18 protein-coding genes are annotated in these 13,770 nt (G+C 59.9%); 14 read left to right on the top strand and 4 right to left on the bottom strand.

The annotated features are described in order from the left end of the window. Nucleotides 1-184: 184 nt before the first annotated feature. Entirely contained in the window at nt 185-1,084 is a 900-nt protein-coding gene (locus tag AC1DIS_RS24865) for a polysaccharide deacetylase family protein (RefSeq protein ID WP_477745582.1), read from the top strand. Between the two features lie 77 nt (nt 1,085-1,161). Beyond that, nucleotides 1,162-1,413 (top strand): DUF1652 domain-containing protein, encoded by a 252-nt coding sequence (locus tag AC1DIS_RS24870; RefSeq protein WP_018927997.1) that lies wholly within the window; start codon nt 1,162-1,164, stop codon nt 1,411-1,413. Between the two features lie 158 nt (nt 1,414-1,571). Here the strand turns inward: AC1DIS_RS24870 and AC1DIS_RS24875 are convergent, their stop codons facing one another. Next, nucleotides 1,572-2,459, bottom strand: a complete 888-nt coding sequence (locus AC1DIS_RS24875) for a LysR family transcriptional regulator (protein ID WP_111453841.1) — start codon at nt 2,457-2,459, stop codon at nt 1,572-1,574. Between the two features lie 129 nt (nt 2,460-2,588). Here AC1DIS_RS24875 and AC1DIS_RS24880 point away from each other — a divergent pair, with 129 nt between their 5' ends. The 8 genes from AC1DIS_RS24880 (at nt 2,589) to AC1DIS_RS24915 (ending at nt 10,064) form a co-directional block, all read left to right on the top strand. Next, on the top strand, nt 2,589-3,737 hold the full coding sequence (locus tag AC1DIS_RS24880) for a muconate cycloisomerase family protein (protein WP_064617049.1): 1,149 nt from the start codon (nt 2,589-2,591) through the stop codon (nt 3,735-3,737). 10 nt (nt 3,738-3,747) lie between these two features. Further along, entirely contained in the window at nt 3,748-4,038 is a 291-nt protein-coding gene (gene catC, locus AC1DIS_RS24885; protein WP_007936026.1) for a muconolactone Delta-isomerase, read from the top strand. A 51-nt stretch (nt 4,039-4,089) separates the two neighbouring features. Continuing rightward, nucleotides 4,090-5,019 (top strand): catechol 1,2-dioxygenase, encoded by a 930-nt coding sequence (gene catA, locus AC1DIS_RS24890; protein ID WP_018927994.1) that lies wholly within the window; start codon nt 4,090-4,092, stop codon nt 5,017-5,019. A gap of 119 nt (nt 5,020-5,138) precedes the next feature. Further along, complete coding sequence (locus tag AC1DIS_RS24895; RefSeq protein ID WP_018927993.1) at nt 5,139-6,098, top strand: AraC family transcriptional regulator; 960 nt, start codon at nt 5,139-5,141, stop codon at nt 6,096-6,098. Between the two features lie 294 nt (nt 6,099-6,392). After that, a complete protein-coding gene (gene benA, locus AC1DIS_RS24900; protein WP_019649241.1) occupies nt 6,393-7,757 on the top strand; it encodes a benzoate 1,2-dioxygenase large subunit in 1,365 nt (454 codons plus the stop codon). Further along, complete coding sequence (gene benB, locus AC1DIS_RS24905; RefSeq protein WP_018927991.1) at nt 7,754-8,242, top strand: benzoate 1,2-dioxygenase small subunit; 489 nt, start codon at nt 7,754-7,756, stop codon at nt 8,240-8,242. The genes benA and benB overlap by 4 nt, the downstream gene beginning before the upstream one ends. A 10-nt stretch (nt 8,243-8,252) precedes the next feature. Then, entirely contained in the window at nt 8,253-9,266 is a 1,014-nt protein-coding gene (gene benC / locus AC1DIS_RS24910; RefSeq protein WP_064617052.1) for a benzoate 1,2-dioxygenase electron transfer component BenC, read from the top strand. Nucleotides 9,267-9,290: 24 nt separating this feature from the next. Further along, nucleotides 9,291-10,064 carry a 1,6-dihydroxycyclohexa-2,4-diene-1-carboxylate dehydrogenase gene (locus tag AC1DIS_RS24915; protein ID WP_477781143.1) on the top strand — a complete coding sequence of 258 codons (774 nt, stop codon included), beginning with the start codon at nt 9,291-9,293 and terminating at the stop codon, nt 10,062-10,064. 29 nt (nt 10,065-10,093) lie between these two features. Here AC1DIS_RS24915 and AC1DIS_RS24920 read toward each other — a convergent pair whose 3' ends face one another. Continuing rightward, nucleotides 10,094-10,456 carry an NUDIX hydrolase gene (locus tag AC1DIS_RS24920; RefSeq protein WP_018927988.1) on the bottom strand — a complete coding sequence of 121 codons (363 nt, stop codon included), beginning with the start codon at nt 10,454-10,456 and terminating at the stop codon, nt 10,094-10,096. Nucleotides 10,457-10,678: 222 nt separating this feature from the next. Here AC1DIS_RS24920 and AC1DIS_RS24925 point away from each other — a divergent pair, with 222 nt between their 5' ends. Further along, on the top strand, nt 10,679-10,882 hold the full coding sequence (locus AC1DIS_RS24925; RefSeq protein WP_007941550.1) for a hypothetical protein: 204 nt from the start codon (nt 10,679-10,681) through the stop codon (nt 10,880-10,882). Between the two features lie 51 nt (nt 10,883-10,933). On the opposite strand, the gene osmE is transcribed toward AC1DIS_RS24925, so the two are convergent. Continuing rightward, on the bottom strand, nt 10,934-11,293 hold the full coding sequence (gene osmE / locus AC1DIS_RS24930) for an osmotically-inducible lipoprotein OsmE (RefSeq protein WP_457327001.1): 360 nt from the start codon (nt 11,291-11,293) through the stop codon (nt 10,934-10,936). Nucleotides 11,294-11,304: 11 nt separating this feature from the next. Beyond that, nucleotides 11,305-11,544 (bottom strand): hypothetical protein, encoded by a 240-nt coding sequence (locus AC1DIS_RS24935; protein WP_018927986.1) that lies wholly within the window; start codon nt 11,542-11,544, stop codon nt 11,305-11,307. 91 nt (nt 11,545-11,635) lie between these two features. Here AC1DIS_RS24935 and AC1DIS_RS24940 point away from each other — a divergent pair, with 91 nt between their 5' ends. The 3 genes from AC1DIS_RS24940 (at nt 11,636) to AC1DIS_RS24950 (ending at nt 13,641) form a co-directional block, all read left to right on the top strand. After that, nucleotides 11,636-12,862: an RtcB family protein gene (locus tag AC1DIS_RS24940; RefSeq protein ID WP_477744579.1), complete on the top strand. Its 1,227-nt coding sequence runs from the start codon at nt 11,636-11,638 to the stop codon at nt 12,860-12,862. A gap of 99 nt (nt 12,863-12,961) precedes the next feature. Continuing rightward, nucleotides 12,962-13,198, top strand: coding sequence for a hypothetical protein (locus AC1DIS_RS24945; RefSeq protein ID WP_018927984.1), 237 nt, complete (start codon nt 12,962-12,964; stop codon nt 13,196-13,198). A gap of 107 nt (nt 13,199-13,305) precedes the next feature. Next, the gene (locus AC1DIS_RS24950) at nt 13,306-13,641 is read left to right on the top strand and encodes a hypothetical protein (RefSeq protein WP_064617054.1); all 336 of its coding nucleotides are present in this window, start codon (nt 13,306-13,308) and stop codon (nt 13,639-13,641) included. Nucleotides 13,642-13,770 lie beyond the last annotated feature (129 nt).

A 13,770-nucleotide genomic window follows, 5' to 3' on the forward strand; every position in this document is an offset into this window, starting at 1 on the left:
GGCGGGGCTTTTTAGTTCTTGTAGCTTGAAATGCAATCACCTGGGGAGCAGGCGCTGGAACCAAACACTGTGTACCCTTATCCAACCTCGGCTCGCAGCGATTGGCGGGCCGGTCGAAGGATGAATGGGCGAGGGGTTTTTGCCATTAAACGTGACGGTCGCAAGGTCTGGCCCAAGGCAAAACATGAAGCAGTTGATCAAGGTTCTATCCGTATTCGCCATCGCCGTCGGCCTGTTTGGCTGCATCGCCGCGCCCATTGAGATGACGCCGCAGACGCAACAGCGTCTGCAAGCGCAGGCGCCGATCCGCTTTCTGCTGACCTTCGACGACGGGCCCAGCGCGTCCGGTTTTTACAACCCGACCGCCACTGTACTCGACAGCCTGGCGCACAATCCGCTGCAACCGGACATCAAAGCCGTGTTCTTCGTGCAGACCCGAGCCTCGGGCGCCGGCGGCAGTGACGTGGGGCGCCAACTCATGCGGCGCGAACAGGCCGAAGGTCACCTGTTGGGCTTTCACACGGCCACTCCCCACCACACCAACCATCGCTCCCTGGAGCCGGAACAACTGGAACAGTCGCTGACCAACGGCAGCGCAGACATCGCCGCGATCACTGGCACTCCACCGAACCTGGTGCGTCCGCCGTTCTGGAACTACGACAAACGCACCTTCGCCGCCTACCAACAGCATGGCATGCATGTACTGCTGACCGACCTGAGCGCCAATGACGGCAAGATCTGGGGCTTCAACGCCAGCCCTCGGCGGCGGGCCAATATGTTGCGGCAGCTGTCGGAAGTGCGCGAGCGCATCGCCCTTGGCGAGTTGCCGACGGTGGACGGGGTGATCCCGGTGGTGGTGACCTTTCACGACCTCAACCGCTACACCGCCCGGCATGCCCGCGAATACCTGCAAATCCTCCTCGACAGTGCCAACGCCACCGGTCTGGCCACGGCGCAGAAACCGTTTTACGACGACACGGCAGCGCTACAGCGGGCGGCCATGGCGCGCACCGTCAAGCAGAGTTCCGAGCCTGTTCGTTTGCCGGGGATCTGGAATTGGATATGGGATGGGGATGCTCACTGAACCCGCTGGCGCATTGCGCAAGCTGGACTAATCTCAGTGGATCCAATCGGAAAACCGTCCATGGAGGGGCGTCTGTCATGGTTTCAATTGAGCAGCTTTGCCAGATTGTCGAGTCCGGTTTCAAGCCGCTCTCCTGCGAATGCACCGTGAACCATGATGAAACCTTGCGGATCAAGGTTTTCGATCAGAGCACCGGGCGGATTGAGTTGTTGATCACCGGCGTATCCCCCGACAAACTGATCAGTGTTCGCGATATTTCCAACCTGATTGGCGAACTTCGTACAGAAATGCGTGCCGGTCGCCGAGCGTTCGCCGGTGTCGTGGCCTAACCGCGACTTCTTGTAGCAGCTGCCGAAGGCTGCGTTCGGCTGCGTAGCAGTCGTAAAATCGGAGATCGCGATACATCAGGCAGACCGCATTAGCCGGATTCACGACCGCTACGCAGCCTCGCTGGGGCTCGACAGCTGCTACGGATTGCATTTACGGCTCAACTGTCGCGCGGCAGCAGTTCATCGATCATCTGCAAGCAATGATTCAACCCCGGCGACACATCGCCCACGCGCCTGCTGAGAATAATCGGCGAGATCGCGTTGTCTTCCAGCACCGGAGTGAAGCCAATGTCGTCGCGGTGCAGCAACTGCACCGAGGCCGGTACCAGCGTCACCCCGATTCCCGCCCCCACCAGACCAATCGCCGTTTGCAGCTCGTTGGTCCATTGCGCCACCTTGATGTGCACGCCACTGGCTTCGAACAATGCGATCACGTGGTCGGCGTAACTCGGGCGCGGGTTGCCGGGATAGAGCACAAAGGGTTCCTTGGCCAGTTCCCGAAGGCTGATGGGCCTGGCGAGGAGCGGGTGGCCGGCGGGGAGGGCGGCCACCAGTCGGTCTTCGGTGAGCACGGTCTGCAGGATGGCCGGGTCGTCGATGCGGATGCGCCCGAAGCCGATATCGATACGCCCGGCCTTGAGCGCCTGCACCTGTTGCAACGTGGTCATTTCCGAGAGCCCCAATTCCAGCGCCAGAGGCTCGCCGCTGCGCAACCGGCGAATCAGTTCCGGCAGCACGCCATAGAGGGTCGAGGGCGCAAAGCCGATKCCCAGCCAGGTCTTTTCGCCCAGGCCGATCCGCCGCGTGTTGTCGCAGACCTTGCCCAGTTGTTCGAGCAGGGCGGTGGAGTGTTCATGGAAAAAACGCCCGGCGTCGGTCAGCTTCAACGGTCGGCCGCGCTCCAGCAGCAGTACCCCGAGTTCGTCTTCCAGCTGCTGGATCTGCCGGCTCAGCGGCGGTTGGGCGATGTGCAGCAGTTCGGCGGCGCGGGTGAAGTTGAGGGTTTGAGCCAGCACCTGAAAATATCGCAGGTGACGCAGTTCCATGGGGCCTCCGGACGTCGATCTGTTAAATACCTTTAAGGTATCGAGTCAGACCAATTCTATATTGGCTTCCCGAAAAAAGCCGTACCAGAATCGGTTCCAGAACTTTAAGAACCTGACGGGTATCGCGACATGCTTGCAACAGCCATTGAATCGATCGAGACGATCATCGTCGATCTGCCGACCATTCGCCCACACAAGCTGGCGATGCACACCATGCAGAACCAGACCCTGGTGATCATTCGGGTGCGCTGTGCCGATGGCATTGAGGGTATCGGTGAGTCGACCACCATCGGCGGCCTGGCCTACGGCAACGAAAGCCCGGACAGCATCAAGACCAACATCGACAAACACTTCGCGCCACTGCTGATCAGCCAGGACAGCGGCAATGTGAATGCCGCGATGTTGCGCCTGGAGCGCAGCATTCGTGGCAACACCTTCGCCAAATCGGGTATCGAAAGCGCCTTGCTCGACGCCCAGGGCAAGCGCCTTGGCCTGTCGGTCAGTGAACTGTTGGGCGGACGGGTTCGCGATGCATTGCCGGTGGCCTGGACCCTGGCCAGCGGCGACACCGCCAAGGACATTGCCGAAGCGGAAAAAATGCTCGACCTGCGCCGCCACCGGATCTTCAAGCTGAAAATCGGCGCCGGAGAGGTCAACCGCGACCTGGCTCACGTTATTGCGATCAAAAAGGCCTTGGGCGATCGCGCCAGCGTGCGGGTCGATGTCAATCAGGCCTGGGACGAAGCAGTCGCTCTGCGGGCCTGCCGGATCCTCGGCACCAACGGCATCGACCTGATCGAACAACCGATCTCGCGCAATAACCGCGCCGGGATGGTGCGCCTGAATGCCATGAGCCCGGCGCCGATCATGGCCGATGAATCCATCGAATGCGTGGAAGATGCCTTTAACCTGGCACGGGAAGGCGCCGCTTCGGTGTTCGCTCTGAAAATCGCCAAGAACGGCGGCCCGCGCGCCGTGCTGCGAACCGCCGCGATTGCCGAGGCGGCCGGTATCGGCCTGTACGGCGGCACCATGCTCGAAGGCGGAATCGGCACGCTGGCCTCGGCCCATGCCTTTGTCACACTGAATACCTTGAGCTGGGATACCGAATTGTTCGGCCCGCTGCTGCTGACCGAAGACATCCTCAGCGAGCCCTTGGTCTACCGCGATTTCCAACTGCACGTCCCGTCAACACCGGGGCTGGGCCTGACCCTGGATGAAGAACGCCTGGCGTTTTTCCGTCGGGACAAAAGTTCCACTGTCGTTCATCAAGCCTGAGGAGGGCATCATGCTGTTTCACGTAAAAATGACCGTGAATTTACCGGTCGACATGAACCCGGAGCGCGCCGCTCAGCTCAAGGCAGACGAGAAAGCCCTGGCCCAGCGCCTGCAAGAGCAAGGCAAGTGGCGTCATCTGTGGCGCATCGCCGGGCTCTATGCCAATTACAGCGTGTTCGATGTCGACAGCGTTCAGGAACTGCACGACCTACTGATGCAATTGCCGCTGTACCCGTACATGGCCATCGAGGTCAACGCGCTGTGCCGGCATCCTTCTTCCATTCGCGAGGATGACCGCTGAACCCAGCCTGTTCAGTTCGCTACGCTAATAATTACAAGATGAGGATCCACCATGAACGTCAAGATTTCCCACACCGCCAGTGTCCAGAAGTTTCTCGAAGAAGCCAGCGGCCTGCTCAACGAGGCCGGCGATCCGCGGGTCAAAGCGCTGGTTTACCGCATCCTGCGTGATTCGGTGAACATCATCGAAGACCTGGCCGTGACCCCGGAAGAATTCTGGAAAGCCGTCAATTACCTCAACGTGCTGGGCGCGCGGCAGGAGGCCGGTCTGTTGGTTGCCGGGCTCGGTCTTGAGCATTACCTCGACCTGTTGATGGATGCCGAAGACGAGCAGGCCGGCAAATCCGGCGGCACCCCGCGGACCATCGAGGGGCCGCTGTATGTGGCGGGTGCACCGCTGTCGCAAGGCGAAGCGCGTCTCGATGACGGCGTCGATCCGGGTGTGACTCTGTTCATGCAGGGCCGGGTGTTCAATACCGCTGGCGAACCGCTGGCCGGGGCGGTGGTGGATGTCTGGCACGCCAACACCGGCGGCACCTATTCGTACTTCGACACCACCCAGTCCGAGTTCAACCTGCGTCGCCGGATCGTCACCGATGCCGAGGGCCGTTATCGCTTCCGTAGCATCGTGCCGTCGGGCTACGGCTGCCCGCCGGATGGTCCGACCCAGCAACTGCTCAATCAACTGGGCCGTCATGGCCAGCGGCCGGCGCACATTCACTTCTTTATTTCGGCACCGGATCATCGTCACCTGACCACCCAGATCAACCTCGATGGCGATCAGTACCTGCATGACGATTTCGCCTACGCCACCCGTGACGAACTAATCGCCAAGATCACTTTCAGCGACGATCCGCAGCGTGCGGCGGCCCATGGTGTGAGCGGTCGTTTTGCCGAAATCGATTTCGATTTCACCTTGCAGTCGTCCGCCCAGCCTGAGGAGCAGCAACGTCACGAGCGGGTCCGCGCACTCGAGGACTGATGCCCTCGACCCGCCGAACCGGGCCGCGAGATAACCGACCGTTTATCTCGTGGCCTTCTGTGTTTCGGGCAGTACCCTAGAATGGCGGCGCCACCGATAACAACAATGAGAGTGAACCGATGATGCAAGCGCAATTGTTGAGTCATCGCAGCAGAATCTTCGACCATGCCGACCCGTATGCGGTGTCGGGCTACGTCAATCAGCATGTCGGCAACCATTGCCTGCAGATGCCCAGGGCCGGCCGGCCGCTGGCCAGCCTCGATCATCGCAAGTTTGCCAGCCTTGATCTGTGCCGCATCAGTTATGGCGCCAGCGTGCGGGTTACCTCTGGCGCGCTGGACAGCATCTATCACTTGCAAGTGCTGTTGCGCGGCAATTGCCTGTGGCGTGGCCACGGTCAGGAACATTACTTCGCGCCCGGGGAGTTGCTGCTGATCAACCCGGACGATCCGGTGGATCTGACCTATTCCAGTGATTGCGAAAAATTCATCCTGAAAGTCCCCACCCGGCTGTTGGAGTCGGTGTGCGAGGAGCAGCGCTGGCGGTATCCGGGGCAGGGCGTGCGGTTTCTGGAAAACCGTTATCAGCTCAATCAACTGGAAGGTTTCGTCGGTCTGCTGGCGATGATTTGCCAGGAAGCTGAGGCTTCCGAGCCGATTCCTCGCGTGCAGGAGCACTATGCGCAAATCGTGGTCAGCAAGATGCTGGGCCTGATGAAAACCAACGTCATGCGCACCGATCCCGGCTCAGCCTCGGCCACGTTCGAGGCGCTGGTCGATTACATCGCCTGTAACCTCAAGCAAGACATCGACAGCGAAGAACTGGCGCGCCAGGCGCGGATGAGCCTGCGTTCGCTGTATGGGCTGTTCGAACGCAATGCGGGGGACACGCCGAAAAACTACATCCGGCAGAAGAAGCTCGAGCGTATTCACGCCAACCTGAGCGACCCGACCTGCAACGTGCGCAATGTCACGGAGGTGGCCATGGATTACGGCTTCCTGCACCTGGGCCGGTTCTCCGACAGCTACCGCAAACAGTTCGGCGAATTGCCTTCCGACACCCTCAAGCGCCGTCATTGATTGCCAAGACGTTTGACGAATAACCTGTGGCGAGGGGGCTTGCTTGTGGCGAGGGGGCTTGCCCCCGTTCGGCTGCGCAGCAGTCGTAAATCCTGCCGACGCGGTGTGCCTGACAGAATGCCGGGGGCCGCTTCGCAGCCCAGCGGGAGCAAGCTCCCTCGCCACATTGGCAATCATCAACAACCGACCGCCCCTTGCACAAAACGGATACAGGTCTGCACCCCGCGGATAGTCCGCCCCATCCCCACGTCCTAGCATKGCCCTGCCTGAATAAAAACAATGGAGGCTGCGGCCATGTCCCTGCGACCCGAATACCTTCACTCCCTGCTTGAAGAAAACCCTGAACAGGGTATCTATCGCTGCAAGCGCGAGATGTTCACTGACCCACGGCTGTTCGACCTCGAGATGGAACACATCTTCGAAGGCAACTGGCTGTACCTGGCGCACGAAAGCCAGATCCCCAACAACAACGATTTCTACACCACCACCATGGGGCGCCAGTCGATCTTCATCGCGCGCAACAAGGATGGCGTGCTGAATGCCTTTATCAACGCATGCAGCCACCGCGGGGCGATGCTCTGCCGGCACAAGACCGGCAACAAGAGCTCCTACACCTGCCCGTTCCACGGCTGGACCTTCAACAACTCCGGCAAGCTGCTCAAGGTCAAGGACCCGGCGGCGGCCGGCTACCCGGCGAGCTTCAATTGCGAAGGCTCCCACGACCTGACCAAAGTCGCGCGTTTCGAGTCCTATCGCGGCTTCCTGTTCGGCAGTCTCAAGGCCGACGTGGTGCCGTTGGTGGAGCACTTGGGCGAGTCGGCGAAGATCATCGACATGATCGTCGACCAGTCCGCCGATGGCCTGGAAGTGCTGCGCGGTTCCTCCAGTTACATCTACGAAGGCAACTGGAAACTCACCGCCGAAAACGGTGCCGACGGCTATCACGTCAGCTCCGTGCACTGGAACTACGCCGCCACCCAGAATCAGCGCAAACAGCGCGAAGCGGGCGAAGACATCCGCACCATGAGCGCCGGCACCTGGGCCAAGCAGGGCGGTGGTTTCTATTCCTTCGACAAGGGCCACATGCTGCTCTGGACCCGTTGGTCCAACCCCGAGGACCGTCCGCTGTACGAGCGTCGCGACGAGTTGGCCCGGGACTTCGGCCAGGCTCGCGCCGACTGGATGATCGAGAACTCGCGCAACCTGTGCCTGTACCCGAACGTGTACCTGATGGACCAGTTCAGCTCGCAGATTCGCATCGCCCGGCCGATCTCGGTCAACCGCACCGAAATCACCATTTACTGCATCGCCCCCAAAGGTGAAAGCGACCACGCCCGTTCGAGCCGCATTCGGCAGTACGAGGACTTTTTCAACGTCAGTGGCATGGCCACTCCAGACGATCTGGAAGAGTTTCGCTCCTGCCAGACCGGCTACCAGGGCAGCGTTACCACCTGGAACGACATGTCCCGTGGTGCCGAACACTGGATTGAAGGCGCCGATGACGCGGCCAAGGAAATTGACCTGCACCCATTGCTCAGCGGGGTGCGTACCGAAGACGAAGGCCTGTTCGTGCTGCAACACAAATATTGGCAGCAGACCATGCTCAAGGCCCTGGCCGCCGAACAGTCCGAACTGATTGCAGTGGAGGCCGTGCAATGACCATGACCTATGACGCGGTGCGCGATTTTCTCTACCGCGAAGCGCGCTACCTCGACGACAAGCAATGGGACGACTGGCTGGAGTTGTACGCGCCGGACGCCACTTTCTGGATGCCGTCCTGGGATGACAACGACGAGCTGACCATCGATCCGCAGCGGGAAATCTCGCTGATCTGGTACGGCAACCGCACGGGCCTGGAAGACCGCATCTTCCGTATCAAGACCGAGCGTTCCAGTGCCAGCGTGCCGGACACCCGCACCTCGCACAACCTCAGCAACATCGAGCTGATCGAACAGGCCGACGGCCTGTGCAAGGTGCGTTTCAACTGGCACACCCTGAGCTTTCGCTACAAGACCGTCGACAGCTATTTCGGCAGCAGTTTCTACACCCTGGATGTGCGCGGTGAGAACCCGCTGATCTTGGCCAAGAAAGTGATCCTGAAGAACGACTACGTTCGCCAGGTCATCGATGTTTACCACCTCTGAGGCGGCCGTCATGACTCATTCCATAGCGTTCAATTTCGAAGACGGCGTCACCCGGTTCATCGACGCCAACGCCGGCGAAACCGTGGCCGATGCCGCGTACCGCCAGGGCATCAATATTCCGCTGGACTGCCGCGACGGCGCTTGCGGCACCTGCAAGTGTTTCGCCGAAGCCGGGCGCTACGACCTGGGCGAGGACTACATCGAAGACGCCCTCAGCGCCGAAGAAGCGCAGCAGGGTTTTGTCCTGACTTGCCAGATGCGTGCGCAGAGCGATTGCGTGGTGCGGGTGCCGGTTTCATCGGATGTCTGCCGTACTCGTCAGGCCAGTTACGACGCGACCATCAGCGCCGTGCGTCAGCTGTCCGACAGCACCATCGCACTGTCGATCAAGGGCGAAGCCCTGAGCAAACTGGCGTTTTTGCCGGGGCAGTATGTGAACCTCGGGGTTCCGGGCAGCGAGCAGACCCGCGCGTATTCGTTCAGCTCGTTGCAGCGTGACGGCGAAGTCAGTTTCCTGATTCGCAACGTGCCCGGCGGCTTGATGAGCAGTTTCCTGACCGGCATGGCCAAGGCCGGCGACAGCATGAGCCTGGCCGGACCGTTGGGCAGTTTCTATCTGCGCGATATCCGCCGGCCRTTGCTGCTGCTGGCCGGTGGCACCGGTCTGGCGCCGTTTACCGCGATGCTGGAAAAAATCGCCGAGCAGGGCAGCGATCATCCGCTGCATTTGATCTACGGCGTGACCAACGATTTCGACCTGGTGGAAATCGATCGACTGGAAGCCTTTGCCGCACGAATCCCGAACTTCAGCTTCAGCGCCTGCGTGGCCAACCCCGACAGTCGGCACCCGCTCAAGGGCTACGTGACCCAGCACATCGAGCCACGGCATCTGAACGATGGCGACGTCGATGTCTACCTGTGCGGCCCGCCGCCGATGGTCGAAGCGGTCAGCCAGTTCATTCGCGAGCAAGGCATCGCGCCTGCGAACTTCTACTACGAGAAATTTGCCGCCAGCGCGGCCTGAGCCGCGCTGTTGTGGGAGAGATACATGAATAGATTCCACGAAAAAATCGCGCTGATTACCGGTGCCGCCCAAGGCATCGGCCGGCGTGTGGCGGAACGCATGGCCGCTGAAGGTGCGCGGTTGATTCTGGTCGACCGCTCCGATCTGGTGTTCGAGTTGCAGAAAGAACTGGGGCGGGACAGCCAGGTGCTCGCCCTGACCGCCGACCTTGAGCAATACAGCGAATGCAGCCGGGTGATGCGCACCGCCGTCGAGCGCTTCGGGCGCCTCGATGTGTTGGTCAACAATGTCGGCGGCACGATCTGGGCCAAGCCTTTCGAGCACTATGAAGAGTCGCAGATCGAGGCCGAAGTCCGACGTTCATTGTTCCCGACGCTGTGGTGTTGCCATGCCGCGCTGCCGTTCATGCTTGAGCAAGGCAACGGCGCCATCGTCAACGTTTCATCCATCGCCACCCGTAGCGTCAATCGCGTGYCTTACGGTGCAGCGAAGGGCGGGGTCAATGCGTTGACCGCGTGCCTGGCGTTCGAAACCGCCGGCCGTGGGGTGCGGGTCAACGCAACCGCTCCCGGTGGCACCGAAGCGCCGCCGCGGCTGATCCCGCGCAACACCGCGGAACAAAGCGCTCAGGAAAAGCTGTGGTATCAGCAGATCGTCGACCAGACCCTCGACAGCAGTTTGATGAAGCGCTACGGCACACTGGATGAACAGGCCAGCGCTATCCTGTTTCTGGCCAGCGACGAAGCCTCCTATATCACCGGCATGGTCATGCCGGTCGGTGGCGGCGATCTGGGCTGACCTTTCAGGAGGGCGTCGGCTGTGTTGAGCTACAAGCGACGCTGAAATGCTCTGACGATTCTGAGTGTGGCGTCGCTTGTGTTCAGGTTCTGGACGGCGTCCAGCGGGTACCAGATGCAGTCGAAGATTTCATTCTGGGGCCGCGCCTCGGCCACGTTTATGACCGATGCCTCGTAGACATGATGCCTGGTGCTGGTCGTGTCCAACTCCATCAAGTACAGCAGGCTGTCGACCCCAAGCCCGGTTTCTTCATAAAGCTCTCTTGTGGCCGCGCCCGCGATGGTTTCGCCAGGCTCGATTTTTCCACCCGGCAGGGTCCAGCGCCCCCTGGGTTTGCGCACCAGGAGAATGTGCCGGTCCTGCTCGCAAATGACGGTTGCGCGTACTTTCATGGATTACCTGACTGCCGGTTGTCATAAAACAGTCATAAAAATGCAATATTCAGACCGCAATCCGCAGACGTGTCTGCTTCAAGGGTTAGAGTCGACAGGGCGGTTTAAAGTGCAATGGAATGCCGGAATCCTGACGCGACGTCTGGTCGGCACTTCAGTGAAGGTCGGGTGTAAGGTAGCTAAGTGGACCCTGGACTATCACTGCCGAAATGGAGGTGACTAATGAGCGTTCCGATGCTGACCAAAATGCACATGAACGGCTATGACGTACTCAGCGTGAACAGTGGCCCGTGGCGGGTGTGCACCAAAGGTGACCGGCTTGGATCCTTTGGCAGCCGAGAAGAAGCACTGGCCTATGCGGCTGCGCTTCCCGCCTACAGAGCCCGGTCGGGCAGATCATCGCGTAGCCACAAATCAGACAAATAGTGTGCCTGAAGCCCCGGTACGCCGGGGCTTCTCGTTATTAAAGTCGTGGGTTCAGTAACCACCACCCATCCCGCCCGTGGACGGGGAATACGCTCTGGCTTTTTGTTGGACGCGACTCCACTCGGCGCAGGTCATGAAGGCTTTATGGTCGACCTGGCCCCTGCCATCAAAACTGACGCTGTACGGCTGCTGATTGCCGGCCTGGGTCAACTTGTAATCAAAGCAAGTGCCTGGCTCCACCGTGCGATCGGTGATCGATAGCGGCTTGCCGCCAATCTGCTCGACCTGATCCTTGGTCATGCCGGCTTCGACCTTGGCGACCAGCGGTTGGTCCCGGTAGATATGCGATTCCGTGTTACAGCCACCTGTCGCCGCCAGCACGGCGATCAGCGCGCATAGAGGCTTGTTCATGGCAATGCTCTCTAGTGAACTTTCGTTCGCGTGATGGTTTTTGCTTTCACTTCTTCAGCATAGCCCGCCAGCCGCTCTTCATCGCCCTGGAACAAGGAGCACAGCCTGAGCGTCGCCTCTGCGTCCACATCATTGCCGGCCAGACGCAACTGCTCTGCGATGCGCAAAAGCTCTACCGCCGACCACCTCAGATCCGACGCCACACCTTGCAGGTCGCGCCGTAGTTGCTGTTCATATTCGTTAAGCCACATGATGACCTCCTGCAATTCCCCGCTACGAAATAGTAATCCCATTTACCTCGATGGAGCGTTATGTTCGTCTGATCCAAAGAGAGTCGAAATCATGCAACAACCTGCCTACCAACTGCTGGAAGTCGCCAACGGCAAGCCGATCAAACTCTGGACCGAAGGCGTACCGGTCGAAAGCGAAGCCCGGCAGCAACTGATCAATACCGCGAAGATGCCGTTCATCTTCAAGCACCTGGCGGTGATGCCGGACGTGCACCTGGGCAAAGGTTCCACCATCGGCAGCGTGATCCCCACCGTGGGCGCGATCATTCCGGCGGCCGTGGGCGTGGACATCGGCTGCGGCGTGATCGCCGCGCGCACCTCGCTGACCGCTGCCGACTTGCCGGACAACCTGCATGGTCTGCGCACTGCCATTGAAAAGGCCGTGCCCCATGGCCGCACGTTGAGCCATGGCCGCCGTGACGAAGGCGCCTGGGAACGCGTTCCACAGCAGGCCGATCAGGCTTGGGCGGCGCTGAACCCTCGGTTCAAGGCGATCACCGACAAGTACCCGAAACTCGCCAGCACCAACAACCGCCAGCACCTGGGGACCCTCGGCACCGGTAACCACTTCATCGAGGTCTGCCTGGACGAGGCCAATCGCGTGTGGTTCATGCTGCACAGCGGCTCTCGCGGCGTGGGCAATGCCATCGGTACTCTGTTCATTCAATTGGCCCAGGCGGACATGCGCCAGCACATCGCCAACCTGCCGGACCGTGACCTTGCCTACTTCAAGGAGGGCAGCCGGCACTTCGATGACTACGTCGAAGCGGTGGGTTGGGCTCAGGACTTCGCCCGGCAGAACCGTGCCTTGATGATGCAAGCGGTGATTCACGCGGCGCGGCAGGTGATCCGCAAACCTTTCGAGGTTGCGCTGGAGGCCGTGAACTGCCATCACAATTACGTGCAGAAAGAGCGGCATTTTGGCGAGGACATCCTGGTCACCCGTAAAGGCGCGGTGTCGGCGAAGAAGGGCGAGCTGGGGATCATTCCCGGTTCCATGGGGGCCAAAAGCTTCATCGTTCGCGGCCTCGGCAACGAGCAATCGTTCTGTTCCTGCAGCCACGGCGCCGGTCGCACCATGAGCCGCACCAAAGCCAAGAACACCTTCACCGTCGCCGACCAGATCCGCGCGACCGCCCATGTGGAATGCCGCAAGGATGCGGCGGTCATCGATGAGATCCCGATGGCCTACAAGGACATCGACAAAGTCATGCACGCCCAGCGTGATCTGGTGGAAGTGCTGCATACGTTGCGACAGGTAGTGTGCGTGAAGGGGTAGGGATGGGAGGTATTCCGCTGGTCGGGAAAATCAACGGGAGTGGACAGCTCTGCTGTCGTATGGAGGTAGTGATCTATTCGCTGGGGCGAGGTATCTCAAATGACGGCGACTGATGATTTCAGACACCATGCGCATGAACTGATCGCGGACCTGGATGCGGCCACAACGGAAATGATGAAGTTGATTTCAGCTCATCAGCTCAGTGGGCCGGAATGGGAACGGGTCACGAAATGGCAGCATGAAGCGTACGAGCGGTGGATGAAGTATCTGAATGCGAGTTCGTATACCGATTCCGGCTCGGGGGTCGATCCGGGGCAGGGCGAAGCCTCTGTATAAGAAGCCTTTGTATAAAAAGCTGCTTTATAGCGGCGTAGCCCCAGCGTTTGCTGGATGTCTGCGCAAGTACAGGCTACATTTCCCGTTTTTCAGGATAGAGAAGCATCATGCGGATGTTGATAGCGGGAGTAGCGTTGGCTGCGTTGGCGGGCTGTTCATTGCCCGCATCCCTGGTGCCCGGTGAGCCTAATGTCAGCAAATACAGCGATAAGGCGCCCAAGGAATATGCCGGGTGTGTATTGCCATTGTGGCGCCAGGAGATTGCTGGAACGACGCAAACAGCGATTTCCAATGGCTATCGGATTACTGCACCGAGCGTCATCACAGCTGACGAAATTCTGGATATCGTGAAGTCCAAGGATGGCAGCCGGGTATCGCTTTACCAAGGGCCGCCATGGGCCAAGTCAGGAACGCTGCGCAAGGCTGTCCGGGATTGTCTGTAACGGTTTCTTCAGTAGATGACTCAAAAATAGTGTGGATATTTAATGGGTTGCGAGATTTAGTAACTGGATGGTGAGTCAAAATATCTTGTTACAGATCAATTGATTGGGTAATATTGCCCCGCGTTCACC

It is taken from the genome of Pseudomonas sp. 05N433 (assembly GCF_056396925.1).

Excerpts from the sequence above, each read along its gene's own strand:
- AC1DIS_RS24865 (WP_477745582.1), top strand. The coding sequence starts at position 185 with ATGAAGCAGTTGATCAAGGTTCTATCCGTATTCGCCATCGCCGTCGGC.
- AC1DIS_RS24870 (WP_018927997.1), top strand. The coding sequence starts at position 1,162 with ATGGTTTCAATTGAGCAGCTTTGCCAGATTGTCGAGTCCGGTTTCAAG.
- AC1DIS_RS24880 (WP_064617049.1), top strand. The coding sequence starts at position 2,589 with ATGCTTGCAACAGCCATTGAATCGATCGAGACGATCATCGTCGATCTG.
- catC (WP_007936026.1), top strand. The coding sequence starts at position 3,748 with ATGCTGTTTCACGTAAAAATGACCGTGAATTTACCGGTCGACATGAAC.
- catA (WP_018927994.1), top strand. The coding sequence starts at position 4,090 with ATGAACGTCAAGATTTCCCACACCGCCAGTGTCCAGAAGTTTCTCGAA.
- AC1DIS_RS24895 (WP_018927993.1), top strand. The coding sequence starts at position 5,139 with ATGATGCAAGCGCAATTGTTGAGTCATCGCAGCAGAATCTTCGACCAT.
- benA (WP_019649241.1), top strand. The coding sequence starts at position 6,393 with ATGTCCCTGCGACCCGAATACCTTCACTCCCTGCTTGAAGAAAACCCT.
- benB (WP_018927991.1), top strand. The coding sequence starts at position 7,754 with ATGACCATGACCTATGACGCGGTGCGCGATTTTCTCTACCGCGAAGCG.
- AC1DIS_RS24920 (WP_018927988.1), bottom strand. The coding sequence starts at position 10,456 with ATGAAAGTACGCGCAACCGTCATTTGCGAGCAGGACCGGCACATTCTC.
- AC1DIS_RS24925 (WP_007941550.1), top strand. The coding sequence starts at position 10,679 with ATGAGCGTTCCGATGCTGACCAAAATGCACATGAACGGCTATGACGTA.
- osmE (WP_457327001.1), bottom strand. The coding sequence starts at position 11,293 with ATGAACAAGCCTCTATGCGCGCTGATCGCCGTGCTGGCGGCGACAGGT.
- AC1DIS_RS24935 (WP_018927986.1), bottom strand. The coding sequence starts at position 11,544 with ATGTGGCTTAACGAATATGAACAGCAACTACGGCGCGACCTGCAAGGT.
- AC1DIS_RS24940 (WP_477744579.1), top strand. The coding sequence starts at position 11,636 with ATGCAACAACCTGCCTACCAACTGCTGGAAGTCGCCAACGGCAAGCCG.
- AC1DIS_RS24945 (WP_018927984.1), top strand. The coding sequence starts at position 12,962 with ATGACGGCGACTGATGATTTCAGACACCATGCGCATGAACTGATCGCG.
- AC1DIS_RS24950 (WP_064617054.1), top strand. The coding sequence starts at position 13,306 with ATGCGGATGTTGATAGCGGGAGTAGCGTTGGCTGCGTTGGCGGGCTGT.